The organism is Roseinatronobacter monicus (assembly GCF_006716865.1).
In the GTDB taxonomy this organism is placed as follows: domain Bacteria; phylum Pseudomonadota; class Alphaproteobacteria; order Rhodobacterales; family Rhodobacteraceae; genus Roseinatronobacter; species Roseinatronobacter monicus.
In genome coordinates, this window is the sequence record NZ_VFPT01000001.1 from 2,832,189 (window position 1) to 2,859,114 (window position 26,926).

Genomic DNA, 26,926 nt, shown 5'->3' on the forward strand with positions numbered 1-26,926 from the left:
AGAGCATCATAATCCATTCACGCCTCGGGCGGTTATCGCAACGGGGACTGCCGCGACAGGCAAAGCTTCTCGCAAATTCAGGGGCTTCGGTGCACCAAAAGATGCAACTTGATGGGACAGATCATTGGCAGGTGTTTGTTGTGTCTTTACAGGATGCAACGGACCGGCGTGACAAGATCAAGTGTCAGTTGTCAGCGTGCTCGATCCCATTCGAATTTGTCGATGCAATCGACGGGCGCGCGGGTCTGGCGGCGGAACACGAAGCGCTGATCGACCGCCCCGGTACAGAGGTTCAGTTCGGCCGCAGGATGACGGACGCAGAATATGCCTGCGCCCTGTCGCATATGTCAATCTACAGACGGATCGTTGAGGGCAGCTTGCCGGGCGCAGTCATTCTTGAAGATGACGCAATCATCGGGGCTATGTTCAAGACCTTTTACCAGAACCGTGCCTATGGGTGTACTGACCTGATTCAACTGGATCATATGCATGGCGATATCTGGAAGTTCTCCAAGCGAGAGCCATTGATTGAAGGGGTCAAGATTGCAAAGGCAGCCCGCAATGCAAGCCTAGCCACAGGCTATTCGATCAGTCACAAAGCCGCTGCACATATCCTCAAATACGGCCTGCCCCTTCGCGGGCCTGCCGACTGGCCTTGTAATGTCACTGTGTTGCCTACTATGCTTGCGCTTCCCCGCGTGGTGGATCACCCGGAGTGGGAGCATGGCGATTCCGCGATTGAGGCTGAGCGCCGCGCAATTCAATCAGAAATTGTTAAAGAGAAACGCAACCTTCGTCGATTTTTCAAATGGGCTTACTGGCGGCGTTGGTGGTTTAAGAGGCGCACGACGAGGATATCATAGATATAAATTATCTCTTTAAGCCAAATTAAAAAATTAATCTTACACACTGCTTGTTCCCATATAGAAAACAAAAAATCAAGTTTTTACACCCCAAACCTTCTATTTTGAAATTCAAAAAAGATTGGTTTTACATAAGGCAACGCAGGAACCCAAACAAGCGCTGAACTGATAGGACCCGCATTCCCCAAGTAAATCTATGATTTTGCTGTCCTAACCATGGTATTTCTTATATAAATCATGGTGTTGATGGATGCAGGGGGCGAGTTTTATGGATCACCCAGAGGGTGCGGGCTTGCAGCGAGCAGATCGGGTGGATTTCGACCCTCGCGTGCGACTGGAATTTCGCGGCACTCAGCTCAGCTCCGACGGTGGCCTTCTGGTGATGCGCGAGCTGGATGACGCGCTCGGGCTGTCTGGCCTCGCGTCTGCGGCGCTGTGCGACAACCGCACCGGCAAGAACACCGTCCATCGGCTCGACGGGCTGTTCCGGCAGTCAGTGTTCGGGCGGCTGGCCGGATACGAGGACGTCAACGATGCCGACCGTCTCGCGCTCGATCCCGTGATGCGTCAGGTTGTTGGTGGTCGGGCTGTCGATGCGCAAGCGGCCTCGGCCTCACAGATGGGGCGGTTCGAGACCGAGACGCTGGCCTTGCCCGAGAACCGGGCGGCACTGGCCGACCTGAACGGCCAGTGGATCGACCGGTTTCATGACCGCAACGGGCTGAAGTTCATCGTGCTGGACATGGACAGCTCGGTCAGCCCCACCCACGGCGATCAGGAAGGTTCCGCCTGGAACGGGCATTTCGACTGCACCTGCTATCATCCGAACTTTCTGTTCAACCAGTTCGGGATGCTGGAACGCTGCGCCCTACGCAATGGCAACGTCCATAGTGCTGATGGCTGGCGGGACGTCCTCGACCCCGTCATCGCCCGATATGCCAAGCGCGACATCATGCGCTTATTCCGCGCCGATGCCGCCTATGCGAACCCCGCGATCTATGCGCGGCTGGAAGAAGTAGGCTATTTCTACGCCATCCGACTACCCGCCAACAGCGTCCTGCGCGAGAAGATCGCGCATCGGCTGAACCGGCCCGTAGGGCGGCCTTCGCTGACCAAGGTGAAGCGGTTCTTTGAGGATTTCCACTATCAGGCCGCGTCCTGGGACAAGGAGCGCCGCGTGATTGCCAAGATCGAATGGCACCCAGGCGAGCTGTTCCCGCGTGTTGGCTTCATCGTCACCAACTTGCCGATGGAACCGGATTGGGTGGTTCGGTTCTACAACCAGCGCGGCACGGCCGAGCAGCATATCAAGGAGGGCAAATACGCCTTCCACTGGACGCGGCTGTCATGCCGGAAGTTCCGCGACAACGAGGTGCGGCTGCAATTGCACGCGCTGGCTTACAATCTGGCAACCTTCCTGCGCTGCATCGAGCTGCCCGAGGCCATGGCCGACTGGTCATTGACCAGCCTGCAACTGAAGCTGATCAAGATCGGGGCGCGTGTCGTCCGCCACGCCCGCGCCATCACCTTCCAACTGGCCGAGGTCGCGGTGACTGGCCCAATGGTGCGCGCCATCCTTGCCGCCATCCGCCGATTGCGAGCGCCACCGCTATGCGCATGACCGCGATCCGGACCCAAACTGAACGAAAGCGGCAGGACAGGTCCGTCCACCGCGCTGAAAAACGTCGCCGCCGAGCCGGGATGCTGCGGGCTCCTGGCCCGATCCGCCCAACTCCAGGCGTTTGCGCGACCGCAGACGCCGCTCGGGACGAAAAACGCTTGATCAACTGGCGCAATCAGGCGATCTTGACGTCAGACGGCAGGCCACTTGGGAAATGTCGGTAGGAGACTTTCGTTATGGATATCAAGGTAATAATTCTCTGCGGGGGCGAAGCTGAGCGGTGGAATAATTACTTGGGTGTCAAAAAGCATTTTGTACCAGTATATGGTGAGCCACTTCTAAAAAATACTATTCTGAAGCTTCAGATGGAAGGAGTCGATGACATTACCATTGCGGGACGCGGGAACGAGTACAAGATAGAAGGCACAGAATTTCTATATATTCCGCGAGATTCGATCATAGATTCTGCTCAGAAGCTCCAAAGCTCGAGAAGAATTTGGGCATGCGGCAAGAACACTGCTCTAATTTTTGGGGCTATTTCGCGGTTTGTGTGGGTGGCTTGGTTTCCGTTCATTTGCCTGTGGCACAAGATGTTGTGCGGTAGGGTGACGCTGGTAAGTGGGTGAGATTGCCTGCGATGAGGTATGACATGTTGATGAGGTTGCGGGTTTTGCGATACCCGCGCGCCCGAGCCTTTGCGGCCTGAATGAGGCCGTTGATGGCTTCGACAGCGCCGTTGCTCAGATCGCTGTCAAAACCGTTAAGTATACCATCCCAGTGCGCCTTGAGTGTCAGAGCGAGTTTCTTGAATGCTGGCAGCCTGCTGCGGCGCGCCCATTGAAACCAGGCGGTAAGCCGTTCTTCGGCCTCTGCCTTGGACTCGGCTTCAGCAAAGATGTCGCGCAAAGCCTCTTTCAAGCGAAACGCGCGTCCTGTTTTCAGGTGCATCCGAGATAGATCATGATGCTGTGTGATCTGCCGCTTCGTCCATCTCTTCTTGTCCTTGAGCCACATCCAGCGGCTGTGTTTCAACTCAGGTCTGCTGCGTACTTCGGCGCGGCGAACCTCTTCAAGCGCCACATTGGCCAGTTGGATGACATGGAATGGGTCGAAGGTAACATCCGCGTTCGGCAGATGCTTTGCGACGCCAGAAATGTAGGCCCTACTCATATCGATACAGGCAGCGGAGATGGCATCGGGATCACCGCCATGGGCGCGCAGATCTTCACCGAAAGCCGCCACAGTCTTTGCATCACGTCCTTCACAGGCAAAGAGAAGCCTGCCGGCCAGAAGGTCGTGAAATAGGGTGATGTAATTATGCCCGCGGCGCGCAGCTGTCTCGTCAATCCCAAGGGCGGTCACGGCGCTGAAGTCTTCGCGATCTCGCGCTGACGACACGTAATGGTCAAGAACCCGCCAGAGGCGATCGTCACCAACATCAAGCATATCAGCAACAGCCTTCACCGGCATCTGTCGCACCAGCGCAATCACAAAGGCTTCAAACAACTGACTGAAACCGCTGCCACTGCGCGCCCAGGGGACCGGAACCTGTCCGGTCTTGCTACATTGGCTGCAAGCAACACGTGGCACATCGGCATGGATGAAAGCCTTGTGCTCGAAAAAACGCAGGTGTTCCCAGATCCTGGATCGCGTGTCATGGACGGGCTGATCGGGCGCGCCACAGGAGGGACAAGCAAATCGACTTCCCGCCTTGAAGCGGACGTCAAAGTGGATCTCTTTGAGTTTGGCGTCAAAACGTACGTCCGTGACACTCCACGGAGCCTGCAGGCCAAGAGCTGTCGTGAACAAACTTGTCTCGGGACCCATGAATACCTCCTCATCCGCTGGTTTCAGGAAGCTTCACCCTATCCAAAAAAACTGCCGCAGCTCAACAGGCTCGGCGCGTCTGACGCTGCGATATTTGAGGTCTCCGCGACAGACGCGCCTTATGTTGTGACCACAATATCTGGTAGAAGATTCAATCCGCCGCCCACCAGCAACCCACACAAATCGCGAAGGGACCATTTTTGGTGATGTTTACTTTACACACTCAGCTGTATCTTTAGTATTAGAAAGCTCGTCACCAACAGTAAATTTTATAGGAAGATTGCATGGGAGTAGCATCACTGGCTGTGCAAGTCCTGAAATATTTGCGATAAATTTTAGTGAAGAAGCTCACCAAATTATTGATGTACTACTTTTAGAGATTTCAAGAAGAAACTCGGATCAGCCAACTGGCTGGCAACTCTACAAGCTACTTGCCGAAATGGCCGCACTCGGAAAGCTTGATAAAGAATTGAAGATTAAGTTTACTCACATTGACGATTTGACAGAAGATTTTGACTATCCAGAAGATTATACAGAATGGCTAAGTGCATGTAAGAATGGTAGTTTCTTGGACATCGAAAGAGATCAACGTAAAAAACTTCACACAGAGAAGCGCAAATGGCAGAAACGCGCCCAGATGTCGCTTGGACTTGGAACTCTATTGGGATTCGCTCTGGGATTTCTGATAAAGTGACTTTAAGAAAGTCTAATCTCTTATTGTGAGTTGCATCCCAAAACTTCCAGTGGATAAAACAACGCGAGCCTAAGGGACACAGACAGGGCCATGCCCACAGCACCAATGCTCTCCATCATAATCCCCACACATCACCGGCCGGACCTGCTGATCCGCGCAGTCTCGTCGGCGTTGTCGAGTTGCGCTGTCTCTGACGAGGTTCTGGTGGTGGCCGACCGTGACCCCGGCGCGCGGGCGGTGCTGGCGCGGTGGACTGATGATCTGCGCGTGAAGGTTCTGGATAACACAGGTCAGGGCGGTGCCTCGGATACGCGGAATTTTGGGGTTGTCGCGGCGACAGGGGACACGGTTCTGTTTCTTGATGATGATGACGCCTTGGTTCCGGGATATGCGGACCGTGTTAGGGCGATTACGACTGCTACATGGGGATTTGGGTCACAGATAATCCGTCATGATGGTGATGAAAACACGGCCCTGACGCTCCAATCGGATTTGAAGGGCGGGGTTGCGGGTGCATGGGTGCCATTCAGGCGCAAGATCGCCGCTTTGGGCGCTGGTCTTTGGGTCCGAAGATCGCTTTTCAACGCAGTGGGTGGCCTTTCCTGTGACCAGAGAGTTGATGAGGATACGGATTTATGTTGCCGACTTCTTGCAGCGGGCCATCAGCCTTGGATTGACCCCCCATCCAGCCATGATCATCGACCGGCTTGTGGAAACACCAAGGCTGACAAGCTCGACCGATGCGGAAACGCGCGCGATTTGTTATCTGCGGACCTTTCAGCGCAATATTGCATCCCTGAAACACGCGCGGGGGGCGGCTGCATTTCTTGCCTTTCGCGCGCAACGCATGATCCTGCGCAGCGAAAGGCTCGATCTGCTGGAGCACCTCTATAAGGATGTGCCGGGGTTTCACCTCAAGGCGCTGCTGCGTGCCAAACATCTTGTCAAACGGATGAAGGTTTAGGTGGCGCAATGGCTTCGGCCGGGTCGGGACAGACGCGCAAGTCGGGCGCATATGCCCCCCATTACTTGCCGCGCCAAGGTCCATCTGATAGCCCCTCTGACATGCCAAATTAGGCCCAAGGGATCGGACAGCATGGCGAACGTATCGGCATTGAAAATCGCGCTGCTGACCACGCTTGCAATGCTGGCCTTTGCTGCAAATTCCGTGCTCAACAGGGTTGCCCTTGCACAAGGCGAAGCGGATGCGCTGACCTATACGGGTGTAAGGCTGGCCTCTGGTGCGGTGATGTTGGCGCTTATCCTGGCCTATCGGGGGGCTTGGCTGCGCGCACCCCGGATTGGCGGCAGTTTTGCGGGGGCGCTGGCGCTGTTTGTCTACGCGATTGCCTTTTCCTATGCCTATCTGGAACTCAGCGCGGGAACCGGTGCGCTGGTGTTGTTTGCGGCGGTGCAGATCGGCATGCTGGGCTGGGCTATTTTCAGAGGCGACAGGCCCGGTCTGTTGGAGTGGACCGGATTCGGTGTGGCGATCATATTTCTGGTGCTGTTGTTGATGCCGGGACTGAGCGCGCCCGATCCGCTGGGCGCGGGCCTGATGGTCATGGCGGGGCTTGCATGGGCGGCCTACACGTTGATCGGGCGCGGGTCTTCCGCCCCGCTTGTCGACACTGGCGGCAATTTCATACGCTGCCTGCCCATCGCGCTTTTGCTGATCGTGCCGGGGGTGCTTTGGCAGACCACAAGCCTGGCGGGCTGGCTGTATGCCATGGCCTCGGGCGCGCTTGCGTCGGGGCTGGGATATGCGATCTGGTACAGCGTTCTGCCCAGACTGGAGCGCAGCACCGCCGCCTATGTGCAACTGACGGTCCCGGCAATTGCGGCAGCAGGCGGTGTGCTGTTCATCGCAGAGCCGCTGACTTTGCGCCTTGTGCTGTGTTCCGCAGGCATTCTGGGCGGTGTGGGGTTGACGCTATGGGGCGCAGATACGCGCAGGCGAAACGCCACAAAATCCGGCGCAGCGATGCGTTGATGCGCGGCTATAGTCCTGCTGCCCCCTACGCGGGAGGAGGCAGCAGGGACGAGGTTACTTCGTCAGAACAAGGTCAAAATCTTCGTCGTAATAAGCGTGAACCGAGACAAAGGGCCGATCCCCCGCGGCCTCGAACACATAGACATGCAGCGCGTCTTCATTCATCGTGACGCGGCAGGTCACATCGCCTTGCGCCAAGCCTTCGGGGCATTCCGCCAGATCAATATGCGGGACAGAGCTTTCGAAATCGGCATAGACATAGCGGCCCGGTTCCTGTGCAAAAGCGGGCACGGCGATCAGGCAACTTGCTGCGGCAATCAGAATGCGGTTCATGGGGCGTTTCCTTTATTGTGTGTCTTTGGGTTAATGGGAGAGGGGATCGGGCTGTGCATGATGGCTCAGCAAGACCTGCATGCTGGCCAGTAGCGGCGCATCGGGCACGCCATCGCACAGAACTTGGGCGATAACCTGCGCTTGCCCCTGCTGGCCTTTGCGCAGCGCTTTGAGCAATGCGACAAGGCGGCGTTCGTCCGGTGTCAGCCAGATACGGCAACAGGCGCAGTCCTCGGGGTTGAAGGTGACGGGCGTCTTGCGGGCCATGCGCAACGACTGAACCACAGTGACAATGTCATAGCACAACACCCCTGCCTGCCGTGATCCGACATGCGCTGCGGCAATGCGCATCGCCATCAGCCAGCCATGACTGTCAGGTTGCGCGAAATTCTGGAAATGCCAGCGCAGCAGCGCGAGGGAAAGGCGCTCGAAACGCTCAAGCCCCAGATCGTCCAGATGGACCTCATCCGGTCGCCCTACGCGGGAAGGACCATGTGCGCGTTGATATGCGAATTGCGGGCGGGCGCTGCCTTGTGCGCGAGGGCGGTCATGATGTGACATGGCGCACCCTTTGGGATGGGGCCGCAAATTCGGGCCCGTCATGGCGGATCGGGCGGCCCAGCGGGATTGTTCCGGGGTGCTGCGCATGGCGGTCAAACAGCATTTCCAGCAAGCGCGGCTCCAGCCCGCAGCCATGTTCACTGGCTGTGGCATCCATAGCCAGCATTTCGATCAATAAGGAATGATGAGGGTCAGTCACGACATCTCCGGCAAAAACAGGGTGGGTTTGGGTCTGTTTTGCCGGGCGGCCTGAACTTGGGGGTATCAGGCGGCTGGGTTACTCATACCTGACAAAATTACTCGCCTTTGTAAAGATGTTTCTCATGGGCATGAAAAGGAAGACCTGCGCGCGCCATTGCGCAGGATCGGCGCTGCCTGATCCCGCCCCGTTATTTGCTATACAGATTTGAAGTCGCCCTACATGCCCACATCGCGCAAGCTGGTTTTGAGGTGCTTGTGTGCTGATGGGCGCGCAAGGTTATGCGCGCGCGCCCCCTGCTGCTCCGCGCAGCATCTCATCTGCCGACATGGCGCGTTTGCCTTCGCGTTGCACCTCCAGCACCTCGACCGCGCCGGTCCCGCAGGCCACCGTCAAGCCGTGCAAGATTGTCCCCGGTGCGCCCTGCCCCACCACGGCGCGCGCATTCAGCAGTTTCAGCCGCCCGAACGGGCTGTCAAACCAGACGCCGGGAAAGGGCGAGAGGCCCCGGATATGGCGCGCGACCTCATCCGCCGGGCGGGTCCAGTCCATGCGCGCCTCGGATTTGTCGATCTTGGCGGCATAGGTGACGCCCTCTTGCGGCTGCGGCGTGGGGGTCAGATCATGGTATTCGGCCAATGCGCGGGTGATCAGCGCGGTCCCCATCGTGGACAACCGGTCGTGCAAGGTCTGGGCTGTGTCGAGGGGCGCAATCGGTGTGGCGTCGCGCAACAGGACGGGGCCAGTGTCCAGCCCCGCCTCCATCTGCATGATGCAGATGCCCGTCTCTGCATCGCCCGCCATGATCGCGCGCTGGATGGGTGCGGCCCCGCGCCAGCGCGGCAGCAGGCTGGCATGAATGTTCAGGCAGCCAAAGCGCGGCGCATCCAGCACCGCTTGCGGCAGGATCAGCCCGTAAGCGACCACGACAGCAATATCGGCCTCAAAGGCGGCAAACTCGGTCTGCGCGGCGGGGTCTTTCAAGCTGGCGGGGTGGCGTACATCCAGACCAAGCGCCTCAGCCCGCGCATGCACAGGTGTCAGGCGCGGTTTTTTGCCTCGGCCCGCAGGGCGCGGCGGCTGGGAATAGACGCAGACCACATCATGCGCGGCATGAACGGCCTTTAATGCGGGGACCGAGAATTCGGGCGTGCCCATGAAGATAACGCGCATCCTGTCAGTCCTTTCCAGCCCAAGTTTAGCCCGCTTTGCGCGCACGGCGCAGCAGCATATCGCGCTTGAGTTTGCTCAGATGGTCGAAATACATCCGGCCATTCAGATGGTCGATCTGATGTTGCACACTCGTCGCCCAAAGGTGCACGAAATCGCGCTGCTCGACCTCGCCCGCGTCATTGAGGAACTGCACTGTCACCGCGCGGGGCCGCTCGATCTGCGCCCAGACACCGGGCAGATTGGGACTGCCTTCATCATGGGCGCGCAGCTTGGCGCTGGCATGCAGGATTTCGGGGTTGGCCATACGCACAACCTGCCCGCGCCCCTCGGACGCATCAACCACGGCAAGGCGTAGCATGACGCCGATCTGCGGGGCGGCAAGGCCGACACCCGGCATCGCTTCCATCGTGTCGGTCATATCGGCCCAGTGGGCGCGGATTTCGTCTGTGATCTCGGCCACTGGCTCGGCGACCATGCGCAGCCGCTTGTCGGGCCACGGGATGCAGGCGCGTACGCTCACCCCCGCGCCTTGTCACGCTTGAGTTTCTGCATCTTGCGGGTGATCATGCTGCGTTTGATCGTGCCCAGATGGTCGATGAACAGCTTGCCATTCAGGTGGTCCAGCTCGTGCTGGGCGCAGGTGGCCCACAGCCCGTCAAATTCTTCTTCATGGATTTTGCCGTCCAGCCCGGTCCAGCGCAGGGTCGCCAGTTTGGGGCGGGTAACTTCGGCATAATGTTCGGGAATCGACAGGCAGCCTTCTTCATAGGTGTTCACCTCTTCCGAGGTGGCGATGATTTCGGGGTTGATCAACACCATCGGGCGGGGGCTTTCGCCCTCTTCCTTGACGCAATCCATCACAAACAGACGCTTGAGTACACCGACCTGCGGCGCCGCAAGGCCCACGCCCGGCGCGTCATACATCGTTTGCAGCATATCCTCGGCCAGTTTGCCGATATCAGCGCTCACAGCCCCAATCGGCTCGCAGAGCTTCTTGAGGCGCGGGTCGGGGTGGATCAGGATCGGGCGAATACTCATGACGCGCGATGTAAGCCAAGCCAATGCGCCGTTCAATGGCTTTTGTGCTTGCACTGCGCGGACGGGCGGGCCAGCTTCGGGCCAAACGGAGGGCAGACATGAATTTCGACCAGACAATCGACCGGCGCGGCACCCATTCCATGAAGTGGGACATGATGCAGGAACGCTACGGCGTGTCACCAGATACAGGCGTGTCCATGTGGGTGGCAGATATGGATTTCCGCCCGCCGCAAGCTGTTCAGGATGCGCTACAAAACGTCGTCGATCACGGCGTTTACGGCTATTTCGGGGATGATGTGGCCTACCGCGCGGCAATCTGCTGGTGGATGAGCAACCGCCACGGCTGGAATGTGGACCCCGCGCATATCTTCACCACGCATGGGCTGGTCAATGCAGTGGGCCTGTGCCTGCATACATGGACGCAGCCGGGCGATGGGGTGGTGCTGTTCACGCCAGTATATCATGCCTTTGCGCGCACCATCCATGCGGCGGGGCGGCGTGTGGTGGAATGCCCGCTGGCGCTGGTGAACGGGCGCTATGAGATGGATTTTGACACCGCCGATTCCCTGATGGCCGGGGATGAGCGCATGCTGATCCTGTGTTCGCCGCATAATCCCGGTGGCCGCGTCTGGACGGTCGAGGAATTGCGCGGTGTGGCCGCGTTCTGCGCACGCCATGACCTGCTGTTGGTGTCAGATGAGATTCACCACGATCTGGTCATGCCCGGCTATACCCACACGACCATGCCCATCGCGGCCCCGGATGTGCAGGAACGGCTGGTGATGCTGACCGCCGCTTCCAAGACCTTCAACCTTGCGGGCACGCATTGCGGCAATGTTATCATCCCCGATGACAGCTTGCGACGCCAGTTCAGCGCGACCCTTGCGGCGATGGGTATTTCGCCAAATACTTTTGGTCTGCACGCGGTGACGGCGGCCTATTCACCTGCGGGCGCTGAATGGGTCGATGCGCTGCGCGCGTATCTGGACGGCAATCGCAAACTGTTCGACGAAGGCGTCAACGCGATCCCCGGTTTGCGGTCGATGCCGCTGGAATCCACCTATCTGGCGTGGGTCGATTTTGCAGATACCGGCATGGACGTGGCCGAGTTTACCGCCCGCGTGGAGCGCGAGGCCCAGATTGCCGCCAATCACGGCCCGACCTTCGGCACCGGCGGCACCAGCTTTTTGCGCTTCAACCTTGGCGCGCCGCGATCCGTGATTGAGGACGCGGTGGCGCGTCTACAGCGCGCGTTCAAGGATTTGCAGTAACTGTGCGCACAGCCCCTGCGCATGCGCGCAGATTGTTATCGCAACACTTTGCACACAAATCAGTTGGATAACAAAAGGAGAGAGTGCAATGGGCCAACTGGTCAATGGAGAATGGTCAAGCGAATGGTATGACACCAGCAAGACCGGCGGCGCGTTCAAACGCGACACCTCGCGGTTTCGCAACTGGGTGACAGCGGATGGCAGCGCTGGCCCCTCGGGCGAAGGCGGTTTCAAGGCCGAAGCCGGTCGGTATCATCTGTATGTGTCCTATGCCTGCCCTTGGGCGCATCGCACGCTGATTTTCCGTGCGCTGAAAGGGCTTGAAGACATGATCGACGTGTCCGCCGTCCATCCCGACATGCTGGCCGATGGCTGGACCTTCGACACCGATTTCGACGGGGCCACGGGGGACAAACTGTTCGGGTCTGATTACATGCGCGACATCTACACCCGCGCCGACCCCCAGATTTCGGGCCGCGTGACAGTGCCGGTGCTGTGGGACAAAGCGCAGGGCAAGATCGTTTCAAACGAATCGGCAGAAATTATCCGCATGCTCAACTCGGCCTTTGACGGGCTGACCGGCAACACGGATGACTACTACCCCGAAAACCTGCGCGCCCAGATCGACGAGGTCAACGCGCGCATCTATGATGAAGTGAATAACGGCGTCTACAAATCCGGCTTCGCCACCACGCAAGAAGCGTATGAAAAGGCCGTCATCCCGCTGTTCGAGGCGCTGGACTGGCTGGAAGAGCATCTGTCAACGCGGCGCTACCTGATGGGCGACACCCTGACCGAGGCCGATTGGCGGTTGTTCACCACGCTTGTGCGCTTTGACAGCGTGTATCACCTGCATTTCAAATGCAACCGCCGCCGTATCGTCGATTATCCGGCACTCTGGGCCTATACGCGTGATCTGTACCAGCACCCCGGTGTGGCCCCGACAGTGCATTTCGATCACATCGTGCGCCATTATCATTACAGCCACGACACGATCAATCCAAACCGGATCATCCCGATCAATCCGGTGCTGGAGTTTGATGCGCCCCATAACCGTGCAACGCTCTGAGAATATCACATAAAAGCGACTCCCCCTGAAGGGTCGCATGCGCTAGCGTGTCGTAAAATCTTCAGGGGGCTTTATGCGTATTTTTCCAGTATTGGCGGCTGTTCTTTCATTTGGCTTTGCATCGGCGGTGCAGGCCCAAAGTTGCGGGGGCAATTTCGGCAGTTTTGTCGATGGGCTGAAATCAGAGGCGGCCAGCAAAGGGCATGACCGATCCCGGATCGACAGTTTCTTTCGCAATGTCCGGCAGGAACAGGGCGTCATCAACGCCGACCGTCGCCAAGGCATTTTTCAGCGCCCGTTTCTGGATTTCTCGCGTGCGCTGATATCGCAAGGCCGGATAACCAACGGCCGGCGCAATCATGAACGCTACCGCGCCGTGTTCGAGCGCGCGCAACAGCAATATGGCGTTCCGCCCGGCATCTTGCTGGCCTTCTGGGCGTTCGAGACGGATTATGGCGCCGTACAGGGCGATTTTAACACCGTGAACGCCCTTGTCACTCTGGCGCATGATTGCCGCAGACCGGAATTGTTCCGCCCGCAAGTTTTCGCGGCAATCGAAATGTATCGGCGCGGCATGCTGGACCCTGTGCAAACCCGTGGCGCATGGGCGGGCGAGATTGGGATGGTGCAGAAACTTCCATCCGATATCATTAACTACGCAGTGGATGGCGATGGCGACGGGCGGATTGATCTGCAACGCTCGGCCCCTGATGCGCTGATGTCTGCCGCCGCCATGCTGCGCGGCAAGGGCTGGCGCGCGAACGAGCCGTGGCTGCATGAGGTCGCCCTGCCCCAAGGGCTGGACCTGCGACGCACAGGCATCCGCACAGAAATGACCGTCAACGAATGGCAACAACTGGGCGTGCGCCCGACACATGGCAGCCTGCCCTCGGGCAATCTGCGCGCCTCTGTCATTGTGCCGCAAGGGCACCGTGGGCCAGCTTTCATGGTGTTTCACAACTACCGCGTTCTGTTTGAGTGGAACCAGAGCTTTATCTATGTGACCACTGCGGCCTATTTCGCCACCCGACTGAGCGGCGCGCCAGTCTATCAGGCCGGAAACCCTGAAACCGGCCTCAATCAGGATCAGATGCGCCAGTTGCAACAACAGCTTGCGCAGCGTGGCTTTGATGTGGGGGGAATTGACGGCATTCTGGGGGCGAACACGCGCGCGGCAGTGCAGGATGTGCAAGCGGAGCTGGGCTTGCCTGCGGATGGCTGGCCAACGCCGCAGCTTTTGAGGATGCTCTGATCGCGGCGTCTGGCGGTTCTTGGTAAATTCTTCTTGGTTTTGCGCTGCATTTCTTCCAATCTGGCTGCGATCTGCGCAGCCGGATCTTGACGGTATTTTAATTATTGGTTTTTGGAGGAAATACATGGGACGCCGAGATGATTTGATTGAACGCTATGCCTCTGATCTGCGGGATAAATGCGGGGTAGAGCCTGACATGGCATTGCTGCGCAAGGTGACGATCGCATGCGGCCCGTCAATCTATAACGCCGATGCCAGCACGGTCGCCGCCACACAGAAGCACGAACTCGACACAGTGCGCCGGAATTTTCTGATGAAGAAACTCGGCCTGCCTGACGGGCAAGACCTGCATGATGCGATTGACGCCGTGATCGAACAATATGGCAGGTCAGAGCGCAACAAGTACCGTGCCGTGGTCTACTATTTGCTGACACGACATTTTGGCAAAGAAAGCGTCTACAGCTAAACGCGGCGAAGTGTCCAAAATCTGAGGTGTTAAAGACTTGCCCTTGCGCCGGGTGACGGCAATATTAGACCTATCTGGTCAGGACGACCGGGGTCTGATTCTTCCCGTGACGTGAAGGGCACGTGGGTGAGTGGGGTTCCGGCATGCCGGAACCCCAAATCTACTAAAATGCCGTAACCTGAGAAAATTACTGCGGTCATCTGGTCTTGAACCGCTGAACTTGTATCCGACCGGCGGTGGTTTTTGACATGCTGATGCCTTGAAAACGGCAGATTTCCTTTGTGTAACAGGACGGTGTTCGGCAAGGAAACAGCATGGGTTGAAACCTGCGCGTTCCAAGCCCAAATTGTGTTCCAACAGCGTATCGCTATCGCGGCAGTTTTAAGGACAAGCATATGGATCATTCAAACAGCCACCCCGTGTTGCCCCTGCGCGACATGGTGGTCTTCCCCCACATGATCGTCCCACTTTTCGTGGGCCGGGAAAAATCAGTGCGCGCGCTTGAGGCTGTCATGGCCGAAGACCGGCAAATCCTGCTTGTCGCACAGAAAGATCACACCCAAGAAAACCCCGAAGCGGCAGACATTTTTACCGTCGGCGTGCTGGCGAATGTCTTGCAATTGCTGAAACTTCCCGACGGAACAGTCAAAGTTCTGGTCGAGGGGCGCACACGCGTGCAGATCGAGGATTTTGTCGAGAATGAAGATTATTTTGAGGCGGTCGCCCGCGACTTCCCTGATGAAGTTGGCGATTCCGCGTCGATCAAGGCGCTGATGCGCGCCGTTCAGACAGAATTCGAGCGCTATGCGAAAATGCGCAAGAACGTGCCTGACGAAGCCCTTGCCGCGATTGCTGAAGCAGATGATGCCGCCGTTCTGGCCGATCTTGCCGCCGGGCATCTGGGCACCAGCGTTGCCGAAAAGCAGAAACTTCTGGAAGCGGAAAACACCTCCGAGCGGCTGGAAAAGCTTTATGGCATGATGCAGGGCGAGTTGTCCGTCCTACAGGTCGAGCGCAAGATCAAGACCCGCGTGAAAAGCCAGATGGAGCGGACACAGCGCGAATATTACCTGAATGAACAGATGAAGGCCATTCAGAAGGAATTGGGCGATGGCGAAGACGGTCAGAACGAACTGGCCGAATTGGAAAACCGCATCAAGGCCACCAAATTCAGCAAGGAAGCGCGCGACAAGGCCGAGGCCGAGTTGAAGAAGCTGAAAAACATGTCCCCCATGTCAGCCGAAGCGACCGTGGTGCGCAACTATCTGGACTGGATGCTGTCGATCCCGTGGGGTGTGAAAAGCCGCGTCAAGAAAGACCTTGGCCGCGCGCAGGATGTTCTGGACGCAGACCACTACAGCCTTGAAAAGGTCAAGGAACGCATCGTCGAATATCTGGCCGTGCAGGCACGCAGTCAAAATCTCAAAGGCCCGATCATGTGCCTTGTCGGCCCGCCCGGTGTGGGCAAAACCAGCCTTGGCCGGTCTGTGGCGCGTGCCACAGGGCGCGAATTTATCCGCATTTCGCTGGGCGGTGTGCGCGACGAATCCGAGATCCGGGGCCACCGTCGTACCTATATCGGCTCTATGCCCGGCAAGATTATTCAGGCGTTGAAGAAAGCCAAGACAACGAACCCGCTCATCTTGCTCGATGAGATTGACAAAATGGGGCAGGATTTCCGCGGCGACCCGGCCTCCGCCATGCTCGAGGTGCTGGACCCGGAACAGAACGCAACCTTTGTCGACCATTATCTGGAAGTGGAGTATGACCTCTCGAATGTCATGTTCCTGACCACGGCGAACACCTACAACATGCCGGGGCCGTTACTGGACCGGATGGAGATTATTCCACTGTCCGGCTATACAGAAGATGAGAAACTGGAAATTGCCCGTCGCCACCTGCTGGACAAATCGTTCAAAAATCATGGGCTGCGCAAGGGTGAGTTGACCATCTCTGACGCCGCAATCACCGAAATCCTGCGCCGCTACACGCGCGAAGCCGGTGTGCGCAATCTGGAGCGTGAACTAAACAAAATTGCCCGCAAAGCGGTTACCAAGATCGTCAGAAAAGAAACTGACAAGGTCATCGTCGCGCGCGACAACCTTGCCGATTTTCTGGGCGTGCCGCGTCACCGGTTCGGACTGGCCGAAAAGGAAGATCAGATCGGTGTTGTCACGGGTCTGGCATGGACACAGGTGGGCGGCGATCTGTTGCAGATCGAAGCACTGCGCCTGCCCGGCAAGGGCCGGATGAAAACGACCGGCACGCTGGGCGACGTGATGAAGGAGTCGATTGATGCGGCCAATTCTTATGTCCGCTCAATCGCGCCAGAGATCGGGGTAAAACCGCCGCGATTTGACCGGCTGGACATCCATGTCCACGTGCCGGAAGGTGCAACACCCAAGGACGGACCCAGTGCAGGGATTGCGATGGTGACATCCATCGTGTCTGTTCTGACGCAAATCCCTGTGCGCAAAGACATCGCCATGACAGGCGAAGTGACACTGCGCGGGAATGTTCTGGGTATTGGCGGTTTGAAAGAGAAGCTTTTGGCCGCGTTGCGCGGTGGCATCAAGACAGTGCTCATCCCAGAAGATAACGCAAAAGACCTCCCGGAAATCCCGGAGAATGTGAAAGCTGGTCTGACCATTATTCCCGTCAGCGATGTGCGCGAAGTGTTGGGCCATGCACTTGTCAGACAGCCGACAGCGATTGAGTGGGACGAAGAAGCCGAAGATGCGGCGCGGCAAGCGCTTCTGACCAACCAAGGCAACGCCGACACATTGCGCGCCCCGCATTAAAGTCCGCCCAATACAAAGGCCTTGCCGCCGTTTCACACCGGCGGCAAGGCCCGACTTTATTGCTCTCGACAGGGGTTGCGCCTTGGTATGCGTCGCATTATAGCGCTGGCCAACGGGGGCGATTAGCTCAGTGGTAGAGCGCTTCGTTCACATCGAAGATGTCGGGAGTTCAAATCTCTCATCGCCCACCATGATATCAATCAGTTACGCGCTATCCGCAAAGTGCGCATTGGGTCATTGAACCTACCATACTTCAGAACCTCAGCGGCGTCGGTCAGATGCTCGGGTAGGAACCGTGCATATACCTTGTATGTAACAGCTGGGTTCGAGTGCCCCATGTACTGAGAGACCTTCTCTACCGGCTGGCCCGCAGACAAAAGGCGCACTGCTGCTGTTTGCCTCAGCTGGTGGATCTTCCCGCTTTGAATACTCGCGCGTCTGAGTGCCGCCTTAAAACCGTTCTGTATGCTTTTCACTTAATGACCAGCGTATTCGACCACGTAGTCAGATAGGCGCGCACGGTAGGCTTCCTCCAACGCTGCCCGCAACATACGGTTCATGGGAACCACCGCGCGTCCTTTGCGCGTGACATCATCGGGCAGGCGCAGGTTGATCACGCCACTTTCGAAATCGACTCGATCCCAAGTCAGGTCGAGGATTTCCCCACGCGCGCAGCAGTGGTGCGGATCAACACGACCGCAAGCGTGACATGGGGGCTGGCGCAGTTAACTAGCAATGCATGAATTGCGTCATCCGACAACGGCCGCACATCACTGTCCGGTTTAGGCGGTTTCTTGACATACGGTGCGCGCTCGATGATCCCCATTTTCTCAGCCCACGACGGCGCCGATCTTAAATGGCCCAACTCGATTTGGACACTGCCGGGTTTTCGACCAACAGCAGTCCGATTTGCGAAGTACGTTCGAGCGTCGTCCACTCTGATCTGATCGGGACGAAGGCACCCGAAATGGGCAAGCACAGCTTTGCCGGTACACTTCATGGTATATGCTGTTGGCTTGTTGCCAAGGAAATCGATATACGCTTCCCAGATATCTGCGACAGTCAGCCTGCGCACTGCCCAGATTGGGCTAGGTAGACGTCTCGCGCTTCGGCCTCTGCTTCGTCTCGGGTGAGTGCCTTAAGCTGATGACGGCTCCGCTTTCCTTAGGTCTCCCAAGAAACGCAGTATCCCCGGCGCAGGCGTCCGATTTTGAGTTCTGGCATTTTTCATACTCCAGTATGCTGTCAGACAGAATGCGGTACAGAGAACCGACACGGAAACCGTCAAGTTTCCCTTGTTTTACGAGCTTCCTGACCATTTCGGCGGAACATGACCACCTGTCTGCCAGTTGCTCGGGATTGAGTGGGCGATCCGTTTCTAGAAGATCACCAAAAACTCGGTTTGAAGCCGCTTGTTGCTTCGTTTTCAGATTTGGGGTCAGATGACATGGGGTTTCCCTTTCATCACAGACTGGCATGAACACCTCTCGTTAGCGTGAGATAGTTCGTGTCGCGCATATTTCGCTGCTTTTTTGAATCTGGGCATGTCGATTTTTGACATGTCTGGCGCAGTGGCGGATCGAAAACATCACTCAACGCAAGATCTGTAGTGTTCCACAACACGACGATACCATTGTCCGTGCTTTCACTTGGCAAGAAATTTACATCTGCCGAAGGGCCTCTGTTACGAGAGGTCTCCTCTCGCTTTGCCTTGATATTTGCATTGTTCCAAACAGATCTATCCCCAACGCTCGCCACATGGTGGGCCATGGCACTTGCCTTATACCAAGTCTCGCGAAATCTGACTCTTCTGAGGGTTTTGGGATTCCCAAATCTATGAAGATCTGACTCAATGGCGTCAGATTTTCTGGGGAGGGCCTCTCTATGGGCGCAGCGCTCGCGTTACGGACAGACTACGACGGCATGAAGTTGAGAGAACTTGCGCGAAAGACAAAGGATGCCAACCAAGCCCGCAGGCTTTTGGCGCTGGCGGAGATCTATGATGGCGGTCGGCGCAGCGATGCTGCTCGGATTGGTGGTGTTGGCCTACAAATTGTCCGTGACTGGGTGGAGCGGTTTAATGCCCGCGGGCCTGACGGCTTGATCAACGGCAAAGCTCCTGGTCAGCAGTCTAAGCTTAACGATGAGCAGCGCAGGGCGCTTGCTGCAATTGTTGAGAGCGGTCCGACCTTATCGGTCCATGGGGTCGTCCGCTGGCGCCTGAGTGATCTGAGGAAATGGATTGCAGACACATTTGGGATTTCACTTCACGAGACGTCGATAAGCCGGGAACTCAGGGCGCTTGGTTATGTCAAACTCACAGCACGCCCGCGCCATCACGCGCAAGATACAGCCGCACTGGAGGACTTTAAAAAAAAGGGTTTGCAGCCGCAGTAGCAAAGCTCCGCGCACGGCTCCTGCAAGGCACTGTGATCGAAGTCTGGTTCCAAGATGAAGCGCGTGTCGGCCAGAAAAACAAGATCACGCGCCGATGGGCGAAGCGCGGTACGCGACCTTCCGCCCCACATGATCAGCGCACGAGTTCAAGCTACATCTTTGGAGCGATTTGCCCAGCCCTCGGGAAAGCTGCAGGTCTTGTGCTGCCAGCGTGCAATACCGAAGCGATGGCCCTGCATCTTGCTGAAATCTCCCAAACTGTCGCACCCAAAGCACATGGGGCTGTGCTCGTGGATCAAGCCGCATGGCACATGACTGACAAGCTGGTCATTCCGGACAACATCACCATCATCCCGATCCCCGCAAAATGCCCAGAACTCAATCCAGTCGAAAACATCTGGCAATTCATGCGAGACAACTGGCTATCAAACCTCATCTTCGAAACCTATGAAGACATCGTAGATCATTGCTGCAAGGCTTGGAACAAATTGGTCAGCATGCCCGACACAATCACCTCCATTGGAACCCGCGACTGGGCTCAAGAGTTCTGATCAATGCTGATTGGTATTACACTTTGCCGAAAGGACGTTTTGATGAAAGACCGCACTGAAACCCTGCTCTCTGGTTTTATGGATCAGATCACCGCGCGCCATGCAGGCGAAGACGAATTTCTGCAAGCCGTCGAAGAAGTCGCGCGCGATGTGCTGAACGTAGAGAAGGCCAACAGCGTATTCACGCAAGCGCGCGTGCTCGAACGGCTAGCGGAGCCTGATCGTGTTATTTCGTTTCGCGTGACATGGCGGGACGATGCCGGTTGCGTGCAGATCAACCGTGGCTGGCGGGTGCAACAGACGAACCTGCTTGGCCCCTATAAAGGAGGTATTCGGTGGGATCCGACTGTCACCGCGTCGGTTCTGAAGTTTCTGGCTTTCGAGCAGTCGTTGAAGAACGCACTCACCGGCCTGCCGCTTGGCGCGGCCAAGGGCGGAGCGGATTTCGAGCCTGCAGGCCGTTCACAGGGCGAAATCGAGCGCTTTGCCGCAGCTTTCATGGCAGAGCTTGGGCAACATATCGGCCCCGAATACGATGTGCCCGCGGGTGATATAGGCGTGGGCGCGCCCGCGGTCGGGCTCATGACGCGGGCTTGGACACGACAGACCCGCCGATGGGGCGGCGCGTTGACAGGCAAGCCGCTTGCCTTGGGTGGCAGTGCTATGCGTGCAGAAGCCACTGGCTACGGGCTTATCTATTTCCTGCAAGCCATGCTGGCCGAGGATAACAAAACGCTCAAAGACAAGCGCATCGCATTGTCAGGTCGTGGCAATGTCTCCAGCCATGCGGCGCGCAAGGCATTGGCTCTGGGCGCAAAGATCATCACCTTATCGGGCCGCGCAGGAACCTGGTATGCGCCGGACGGCGTTTCTTCCGAAGCTCTGGACTGGGTTCTGGATGCCAGTGGCGATGCAGCGCAAGATCCACCAAAGGATCTTGGCATCTGCTTTCATGCACAAAAAACACCGTGGCACTTCGAACCCGACATTGCCCTTCCATGCGCCACGCAGAACGAAGTCCAGATTGAGGATGCACGCGCATTGGGAGACAGCGGATGCGGTTATCTGGCGGAAGGGGCGAACATGCCCGTCACGGCAGAGGCTCAAGCACATCTGGCCAAATCAGGCATCGTGCAGGCTCCCGGTAAAGCCGCAAATGCAGGCGGGGTTGCTGTCTCAGGCTTGGAGATGCAGCAGAATGCCGCCTTCACTTTCTGGGAGGCTGAGAAAGTCGATCGCAAGCTTCGCAACGTAATGTGCGGCATTCACAGCCTCTTGAAGCGCGAACGCGCCAGTTGCTGCACTGCGTCTGGCGGGATCGACTATCGTCGTGCGGCGAATGTGGCAGGGTATCGGCGGCTCGCCGAAGCAATGATCGTAGGCGGAGTGCTTTAACAGACCGGAACCAGCACCTCAAGGGTCGCATGTTCCCAAAGTCGGCCACCTCGCTGTCGAAAGCCGGACCATGAAAGGCACTCCGATCTGCTATTACCAGCTCCGGCATTCTCCATGCCATTCGGCGCGCCGACTAACCCGAGTATCACGCCAAGGCGGTCGAGCGCTCCCAGCTTTTTTGCCTTGATATTATGTGGTGAGTTTTCGTATCGGAACGGGAAAATAGGAAAGGCCACCCGTCCTCCCTTCGACGGCTGATTGCCCGCGCCGCAACCCACGCCTGCATCGCAATCAAATTCTGCAACATGGGTGGCATTCATGCCCTTCGTTTGTATTATCAACGGCTAGGACAGCGCATCATGGCGAACGATCGGCAAAGAACCTGAGGAGAACGTGAGTGCCGAAGGAACGAGCCTCGAACCGGGCGGAGACGCTGCGTGCGCGTGTGGATAAACTCTATCACGGACGCACAAAAGCGGGGTTGCGGTTCCGGCTTGTCCTACTGGCATTCGATCTGGTCGTGATCGGGAGCTATGTTCTGACCAGCGCCTTGGGGGTGGAGCGCAGCTATGTTGCGCTTGACCTTCTACTTGCTGCGATCCTGATTGCGGACCTTTCTGCGCGCTGGCTCATATCGTCCAGCACACGCGCCTTTGTCTTGCGCAATCCGTTCCATTGGGCTGATATCATTGTGATTCTCAGCCTGATTGCACCGCTGGTTTTTGGTGACTTTGCTTTCTTGCGGGTCTTGCGCGCACTGCGCGTCGCGCGCTCCTATCGCGTGCTACAGGAATTGCGCGCAGACAGCAGAGTTTTCAAACGAAATGAAGAGTTGGTCCAGCGCGCTGTCAACCTTCTGGTCTTCATCTTTGTCGTGTCGGGTTTTGTTCATGCCCTGCAAAAGGGCATCAATCCCGGAATCACCACCTGGCTTGATGCGCTTTACTTCACAATGGCAGCCCTTACGACCACCGGTTTTGGCGATATCGTACTGGTGGGCACCTCTGGGAAATGGCTGTCAATCGCCATCCTGATCGTCGGTGTGGGGTTGTTCCTGCATCTGTTGCAATCGGTTTTTCAGCCCTCAAAGGTGCGGCAGAAGTGCGAAACCTGCGGGTTGCTGCTGCATGATCATGATGCCATTCACTGTAAGCATTGCGGGGCAGAAGTGAAGATTGAAACTGAGGGGCAATAGCACGCGGTCGATTAGCGGAGACAAGGTAGAACAACGAGAGGAGGCCAAGAATGGACAATGAACTGAACTGATGCGGTGGATGCCCCCACCCGCCGGCATCGTATACCATGACGTGTGTATTATTAGGTTTGCGTTGTGCGCCCCGCACTCGGCTGACGCGCAAAAGCCGATTTAGTGCGTCAACGATTGAACTGCGCCAGACCGGCAACCTCCCATGCAACCCGACCAATCTGGAGGCACACACTGAATAAACAAGGTGCTGCACACACTTTACTCTATCACGGAAAGGGCGAGGCTTCGTTCTTGACTACCCCGACTGAAGTTGAAGTTACGTCATTTAGTCATTTTCAAGGCCGTCACTCTGTTACAACATCTCCCATAACTAATTGTTTTTGCTCGAACTGCCAGCGGTTCAAATCCGTTATCGCTCACCATTCTTTCTTTTTGAAAGTGATGCAGCCACTTGACCGCCAAACCGCGCGTGCGGTTTGGTTGGGCCGCGTTCACTGAAATTCAGCCGAGATATATGCCGCGAGATCGGCGATGTCAGTGTCAGACAACTCTGCCGCAACTGGCCGCATCAGGGCGGTGTTGGACCCTATCGTTTCGCCCGCCCTGTACCGCATGAGCATGTCAGAGATATAGTCTGCATCCTGGCCGGTAATTGACGGAAAACTTGCCATGCCGCGTCCTGTGCGCCCATGGCATTGCGCGCATTGCGCAGCATAGAGCGTCTGTCCCGCTTCGATATCCCCGTGATCGGCCTGCATATCCGCCGCGACAAGGGTCCACTCCCCGCCGAAGGCTTCAACTCGGCTGTCATGCGGCATCTCAGCGCCCTTATTGTGTACGGCGTAATAGAGCGGCCATCCTTCATAGGTCACAAATGTCTGCGCGTTGACTTGCGTCATGCCCAGCAGCGCGGGGTCAACGCCTTCTCCCGCTTGTGGATCGCCAGTGGTTGTCACCAAGGCCCATGCGTCGCGGCACGCGCTGGTGATGCACGAAATCTGCGCCTGCGCATCGTCTGATGCTGGTGTGTCAGTCGAGAAAACATATACCGGCCTGCCAAGATTATCTGTCAGGTAATGTCCGAACTCGTCGCTTTCGGCGACATCAATCGTGGTGATATCGGTGGCGAATGCGGGCAGTGCCAGAATGATCGCGGCGGATGCACTGGTCAGAGTTTTCATGACGCGGAATCCCTTGGTTTACGGGTCAATAGTGTGGTTCCTGCAAGCAATGGATTGCTTGCAGGATATGCCCTCGCGCTTGGCTTATCGCTGCGCGAATGCAAGAGCACACGACAGCAAGCGCGGCTGTAGAAGGTTCACTCAGGAACGATGCGGTAAATCTCACCTTCATCGATAGCGGCGTAAAGGGCACCATCCGGCCCCTGCTCTAGCGCGCGGAAACGTCCCCGCTCCATCGGCAGGTCTATCTCGCTGACGTCATTGACCGACAAACCATCCTCGGCAATGTCGATCACGTCGATCCGCTGCCCGACCGGGGTATCCCCGAACCCGATGCCCATGAAACCGACAACCATACGGCCTTCCCATTCGCCCCAATGCTCGCCTGTCAGGAACTCATTGGCGGTCATGCCCTGCGACAGACCATAATTGTCCCAAGCGGGCGGCATGGCGTCTGGATATGTCTCGAAATCGGTCATCGGCATATAGGCCGCGCGCTCTTCGGGGTCCATTGCATCCATCTGGCCGGGCTCGTAGCCGCAATAGCCGTCGGGGCAATCACCGCGCCCGGCCATATTGGGGCGCGGGTCCCACCCGCCATTGCCGCCGGGCACCAGTGCGGTGATTTCATCAGAGTGCCACGGTCCATGCTCCGCTGCGATGGGCTGCTCCGTTTCCGGGTGGAAAGCGATGCCCTGCACATTCCGATGGCCATAGGTAAAGATGCGCGGATCAAAACCCTCAGGGGGGGTGTTGCCCTCGGCTGCGTTGCCATCACGGTCAATCCGCAGCACTTTGCCACCCAGTAATGTCGGGCTTTGTGGCACTTCGGCCCCGTGAATGTCGCCCGTTGTCAGGTAAAGATACCCGTCAGGACCAAAGCGAAGGCGCCCCCCATTATGCGCGCCGGGACCGCCAAAGGGTTGGTCACTCTCCTCGGGCTTGTAGGGCACGTTGTCGATCAGGTCAGTGCGGTCCGCCACACCGGTCAAATCGTCGCTGACCGTGAAGCGCATCAGGCGGTTGGTGCCGGGTTCGGTCATGCTGGATGTGGAGTAGACATATAGCAAGCGGTTGTCGTCAAATTCCGGGTCGACAGCGACACCCATCATCCCGGCTTGCCCTTCGCAGAACAGGTCATCGGCCATGCTGTCATACCCTTCGGAATCGACCATACCCAGAAGGTGATTCACCTCACCATCTGGCAGCTTGACTGACAGGCCGTCGCATTTCTGGGTGAAAAACATGGTCCCATCAGGCAAAAAGGCCATATCCCACGGATCTGCCAGCCCAGACAGCACTGTGGTATAACTCAGTTCTGGTGCGTGGCTGTCCGAAAGTGCGGCTGTCGCGCTTACGGCAGCAACGGCAGACGCCAGCACCGCACCAGCTTGAAATCTTGTCACAAAACGTGTCATTCAAGAGTCCTCCCTAATTTGGGGCGATCACCCCCAAGTTGTCGCAGGTGGCAGGCACAATACTGGTAAACTCCCTCCTCCACCTTCTTGGTGAACGCAGGAAACGGGCATTTCGTTCCATATTTTTTTGTTCAACGGAATTTACTGCAAAAGGACTCACCGCGCATACCTGCCCCCGCCACCGGATATTGGACCAGTCAAACCCGCGCATAGAGTTTTTGTGATCAGCCGGACCGCGCGCAATCAGGACAGGTTGCAACCGCACGCCGCCCCCGCCACAAAGGGCAGCGCAACACGGAATTTTCGCCTTAATATCCGAATATTATATGTTTTATTGCAGCCAGCACAGTACAGAGAGTAAGCTCTTGCGAGGCGCGCCAAGGGTGGTGCAGCGAAATTATGCGCTGTATGTCACAGATTATAGCGCCAGTGCCCTATTCCGGCTAGACATATACCATGTAACAATAGGGTAGTGTTTTTTATGCAGAAGTTCTTTCTGGTCTGTGTCAATGTTCCGCTGGTGGCGAAAGATATCTCGACCACGCTGGAGCAGCTTGGCCTTGGTGTGCCGCTGGTGGCCGGCTCTATAGACGAGGCGATGGTTATGCTAACGCAACTTCCGATAGATGCGCGTGTGGCCTATGCCTTGGTACAGGCCGCACCAGAAGAATTTGCCCCAAGTGCCTTGCGGACCGCATTGGATGGTCTCAAAACAAAGACGGTTTTGTTGCACGACAACCTGTCACCAACCGATCCGGTGCTGGACTATCCTGTTCTGACGCTGCCGTTTTTCACTGAAGATCTGGAAGGGGCTATCGCGTCGTTTCGCGCCCCTCACAAAAGCGGGCGGCGCTGCGGGGCCTCGTGATCGGTCAGCGCGATATCGGCAAGAACGTTCTTGTCAAAGACATGCAGCTCGCCATGGTCCCACGTGACATAGGGGCGCAATTTGGCCAGTGTTTTGTTCGTATGAACGAGTGACAGTCCCAAAGCATCAGCCAGATCGCGTTGCTTGAACGGAAAAGCCGCCACCCCGTTTGGCGCCAAACCGACAGCCGACAAGCGCGTATGAATTTTCAACAAAGCCCATGCCATCCGCTGCGCGGCACTGCGCTGGCCCAGCGTTGCGATGGTTTCGCCAAGAAAATGTTGCTCGACCGCCGAGATCCATGTCAGCGCATAAGCCCGTTCAGGGTTGTCGCGGAACAAAGCCGCGAGTTTGTGTTTGTGGAACCGACAGAGCAGCATCGGGCTGGCAGCGATTGCTGTGGTCGCTGCGGCACCGGATAACAGCGCTTGCAGCCCGACCACATCACCGGGAAAGATGAAATTGACAAGCTGCCGGTCGCCATTGGCCAAATGCTTGAAATGTGCGCCCTGACCTTCTTTTGCGGTATAGAAAAAAGCGTTCTCGTCACCCTCATTGTGCAGTATTTCGCCTGCCTGTAGGGTTACATCGCCCGTCCGAAATTCCTTCATGAACTTCAGGTCGGATTCGCTGAAGGGGCTAAACAGCTCTTTTTTGCGCAACGCGCAGGTTTCACAAGGGTGCATGGGACATCCTGTTTTTTGTCGGAGCGCCGCCAAAGCCGACAATTCGGCGGCGGCCCATGTGG

General features: G+C 57.2%; 26 protein-coding genes and 1 tRNA gene. 15 read left to right on the top strand and 12 right to left on the bottom strand.

The genetic code is table 11. The features are described from left to right. Positions 1-101: 101 nt before the first annotated feature. Together BD293_RS13495 and BD293_RS13500 are read left to right on the top strand one after the other, a co-directional pair. Positions 102-863: a glycosyltransferase family 25 protein gene (locus BD293_RS13495; RefSeq protein WP_142082533.1), complete on the top strand. Its 762-nt coding sequence runs from the start codon at positions 102-104 to the stop codon at positions 861-863. A gap of 268 nt (positions 864-1,131) precedes the next feature. Further along, on the top strand, positions 1,132-2,484 hold the full coding sequence (locus BD293_RS13500; protein WP_142081982.1) for an IS1380 family transposase: 1,353 nt from the start codon (positions 1,132-1,134) through the stop codon (positions 2,482-2,484). A 570-nt stretch (positions 2,485-3,054) separates the two neighbouring features. Here BD293_RS13500 and BD293_RS13505 read toward each other — a convergent pair. Beyond that, complete coding sequence (locus BD293_RS13505; protein ID WP_142079999.1) at positions 3,055-4,311, bottom strand: ISL3 family transposase; 1,257 nt, start codon at positions 4,309-4,311, stop codon at positions 3,055-3,057. A 280-nt stretch (positions 4,312-4,591) separates the two neighbouring features. Between BD293_RS13505 and BD293_RS13510 the strand changes: the two genes are divergently transcribed. The 3 genes from BD293_RS13510 to BD293_RS13520 all read left to right on the top strand — a co-directional run bounded on the left by BD293_RS13510 (position 4,592) and on the right by BD293_RS13520 (position 6,998). Next, positions 4,592-5,005 carry a hypothetical protein gene (locus tag BD293_RS13510; protein WP_142082535.1) on the top strand — a complete coding sequence of 138 codons (414 nt, stop codon included), beginning with the start codon at positions 4,592-4,594 and terminating at the stop codon, positions 5,003-5,005. 105 nt (positions 5,006-5,110) lie between these two features. Next, a complete protein-coding gene (locus tag BD293_RS23565; protein WP_425467947.1) occupies positions 5,111-5,899 on the top strand; it encodes a glycosyltransferase family 2 protein in 789 nt (262 codons plus the stop codon). A 202-nt stretch (positions 5,900-6,101) separates the two neighbouring features. Beyond that, entirely contained in the window at positions 6,102-6,998 is an 897-nt protein-coding gene (locus tag BD293_RS13520) for a DMT family transporter (RefSeq protein WP_142082539.1), read from the top strand. 54 nt (positions 6,999-7,052) lie between these two features. On the opposite strand, the gene BD293_RS13525 is transcribed toward BD293_RS13520, so the two are convergent. The 6 genes from BD293_RS13525 to def (BD293_RS13550) form a co-directional block, all read right to left on the bottom strand. Next, positions 7,053-7,331 (bottom strand): hypothetical protein, encoded by a 279-nt coding sequence (locus tag BD293_RS13525; protein ID WP_142082541.1) that lies wholly within the window; start codon positions 7,329-7,331, stop codon positions 7,053-7,055. A gap of 30 nt (positions 7,332-7,361) precedes the next feature. Next, on the bottom strand, positions 7,362-7,892 hold the full coding sequence (locus BD293_RS13530; protein WP_142082543.1) for a hypothetical protein: 531 nt from the start codon (positions 7,890-7,892) through the stop codon (positions 7,362-7,364). Continuing rightward, positions 7,879-8,091, bottom strand: coding sequence for a hypothetical protein (locus BD293_RS13535; RefSeq protein ID WP_142082545.1), 213 nt, complete (start codon positions 8,089-8,091; stop codon positions 7,879-7,881). Before BD293_RS13535 ends, BD293_RS13530 begins: the two co-directional genes overlap by 14 nt. A gap of 279 nt (positions 8,092-8,370) precedes the next feature. After that, positions 8,371-9,264 (bottom strand): methionyl-tRNA formyltransferase, encoded by an 894-nt coding sequence (fmt, locus tag BD293_RS13540; RefSeq protein ID WP_142082546.1) that lies wholly within the window; start codon positions 9,262-9,264, stop codon positions 8,371-8,373. Between the two features lie 25 nt (positions 9,265-9,289). Continuing rightward, positions 9,290-9,784, bottom strand: a complete 495-nt coding sequence (gene def / locus BD293_RS13545) for a peptide deformylase (protein WP_142082548.1) — start codon at positions 9,782-9,784, stop codon at positions 9,290-9,292. After that, positions 9,781-10,302, bottom strand: coding sequence for a peptide deformylase (def, locus tag BD293_RS13550; RefSeq protein WP_142082550.1), 522 nt, complete (start codon positions 10,300-10,302; stop codon positions 9,781-9,783). The genes def (BD293_RS13545) and def (BD293_RS13550) overlap by 4 nt, the downstream gene beginning before the upstream one ends. Before the next feature lie 98 nt (positions 10,303-10,400). Here def (BD293_RS13550) and BD293_RS13555 point away from each other — a divergent pair, with 98 nt between their 5' ends. From BD293_RS13555 to BD293_RS13580, 6 genes are all read left to right on the top strand, one after another. After that, entirely contained in the window at positions 10,401-11,573 is a 1,173-nt protein-coding gene (locus BD293_RS13555; RefSeq protein WP_142082552.1) for a MalY/PatB family protein, read from the top strand. Between the two features lie 88 nt (positions 11,574-11,661). Next, positions 11,662-12,642 carry a glutathione S-transferase family protein gene (locus BD293_RS13560; protein WP_142082553.1) on the top strand — a complete coding sequence of 327 codons (981 nt, stop codon included), beginning with the start codon at positions 11,662-11,664 and terminating at the stop codon, positions 12,640-12,642. Positions 12,643-12,715: 73 nt separating this feature from the next. Further along, complete coding sequence (locus BD293_RS13565; protein ID WP_142082555.1) at positions 12,716-13,894, top strand: lytic murein transglycosylase; 1,179 nt, start codon at positions 12,716-12,718, stop codon at positions 13,892-13,894. Between the two features lie 124 nt (positions 13,895-14,018). Continuing rightward, entirely contained in the window at positions 14,019-14,360 is a 342-nt protein-coding gene (locus BD293_RS13570) for a DUF2853 family protein (RefSeq protein WP_142082557.1), read from the top strand. 395 nt (positions 14,361-14,755) lie between these two features. Further along, complete coding sequence (gene lon, locus BD293_RS13575) at positions 14,756-17,161, top strand: endopeptidase La (protein ID WP_142082559.1); 2,406 nt, start codon at positions 14,756-14,758, stop codon at positions 17,159-17,161. 116 nt (positions 17,162-17,277) lie between these two features. Continuing rightward, positions 17,278-17,352 (top strand) — tRNA-Val (locus tag BD293_RS13580). Positions 17,353-17,361: 9 nt separating this feature from the next. On the opposite strand, the gene BD293_RS23120 is transcribed toward BD293_RS13580, so the two are convergent. Both BD293_RS23120 and BD293_RS23125 read right to left on the bottom strand, forming a co-directional pair. Beyond that, positions 17,362-17,637 carry a tyrosine-type recombinase/integrase gene (locus BD293_RS23120; protein ID WP_246086301.1) on the bottom strand — a complete coding sequence of 92 codons (276 nt, stop codon included), beginning with the start codon at positions 17,635-17,637 and terminating at the stop codon, positions 17,362-17,364. After that, positions 17,638-17,778 (bottom strand): hypothetical protein, encoded by a 141-nt coding sequence (locus BD293_RS23125; protein WP_246086302.1) that lies wholly within the window; start codon positions 17,776-17,778, stop codon positions 17,638-17,640. A 1,267-nt stretch (positions 17,779-19,045) separates the two neighbouring features. On the opposite strand from BD293_RS23125, the gene BD293_RS13590 reads away from it, so the two are divergent. From BD293_RS13590 to BD293_RS13600, 3 genes are all read left to right on the top strand, one after another. Continuing rightward, positions 19,046-20,109 (top strand): IS630 family transposase gene (locus tag BD293_RS13590; RefSeq protein WP_142079576.1). Its coding sequence is split into 2 segments (ribosomal slippage): positions 19,046-19,531 and positions 19,534-20,109, totalling 1,062 coding nucleotides; the frame shifts between segments, so codons are not numbered across the junction. A 42-nt stretch (positions 20,110-20,151) separates the two neighbouring features. Then, positions 20,152-21,504 (top strand): NADP-specific glutamate dehydrogenase, encoded by a 1,353-nt coding sequence (gene gdhA, locus BD293_RS13595; RefSeq protein WP_142082561.1) that lies wholly within the window; start codon positions 20,152-20,154, stop codon positions 21,502-21,504. 397 nt (positions 21,505-21,901) lie between these two features. Beyond that, complete coding sequence (locus BD293_RS13600) at positions 21,902-22,699, top strand: potassium channel family protein (RefSeq protein ID WP_246086303.1); 798 nt, start codon at positions 21,902-21,904, stop codon at positions 22,697-22,699. Positions 22,700-23,202: 503 nt separating this feature from the next. Here BD293_RS13600 and BD293_RS23130 read toward each other — a convergent pair. Beyond that, entirely contained in the window at positions 23,203-23,892 is a 690-nt protein-coding gene (locus BD293_RS23130) for a c-type cytochrome (RefSeq protein ID WP_246086304.1), read from the bottom strand. Positions 23,893-24,029: 137 nt separating this feature from the next. Further along, positions 24,030-25,310 (bottom strand): PQQ-dependent sugar dehydrogenase, encoded by a 1,281-nt coding sequence (locus BD293_RS13610; protein WP_142082563.1) that lies wholly within the window; start codon positions 25,308-25,310, stop codon positions 24,030-24,032. 481 nt (positions 25,311-25,791) lie between these two features. On the opposite strand from BD293_RS13610, the gene BD293_RS13615 reads away from it, so the two are divergent. Further along, positions 25,792-26,178: a hypothetical protein gene (locus tag BD293_RS13615; RefSeq protein WP_142082564.1), complete on the top strand. Its 387-nt coding sequence runs from the start codon at positions 25,792-25,794 to the stop codon at positions 26,176-26,178. Here the strand turns inward: BD293_RS13615 and BD293_RS13620 are convergent. Beyond that, positions 26,145-26,864, bottom strand: coding sequence for a Crp/Fnr family transcriptional regulator (locus tag BD293_RS13620; RefSeq protein WP_142082566.1), 720 nt, complete (start codon positions 26,862-26,864; stop codon positions 26,145-26,147). The two genes, BD293_RS13615 and BD293_RS13620, sit on opposite strands and share 34 nt — an antisense overlap. Positions 26,865-26,926: the final 62 nt, after the last annotated feature.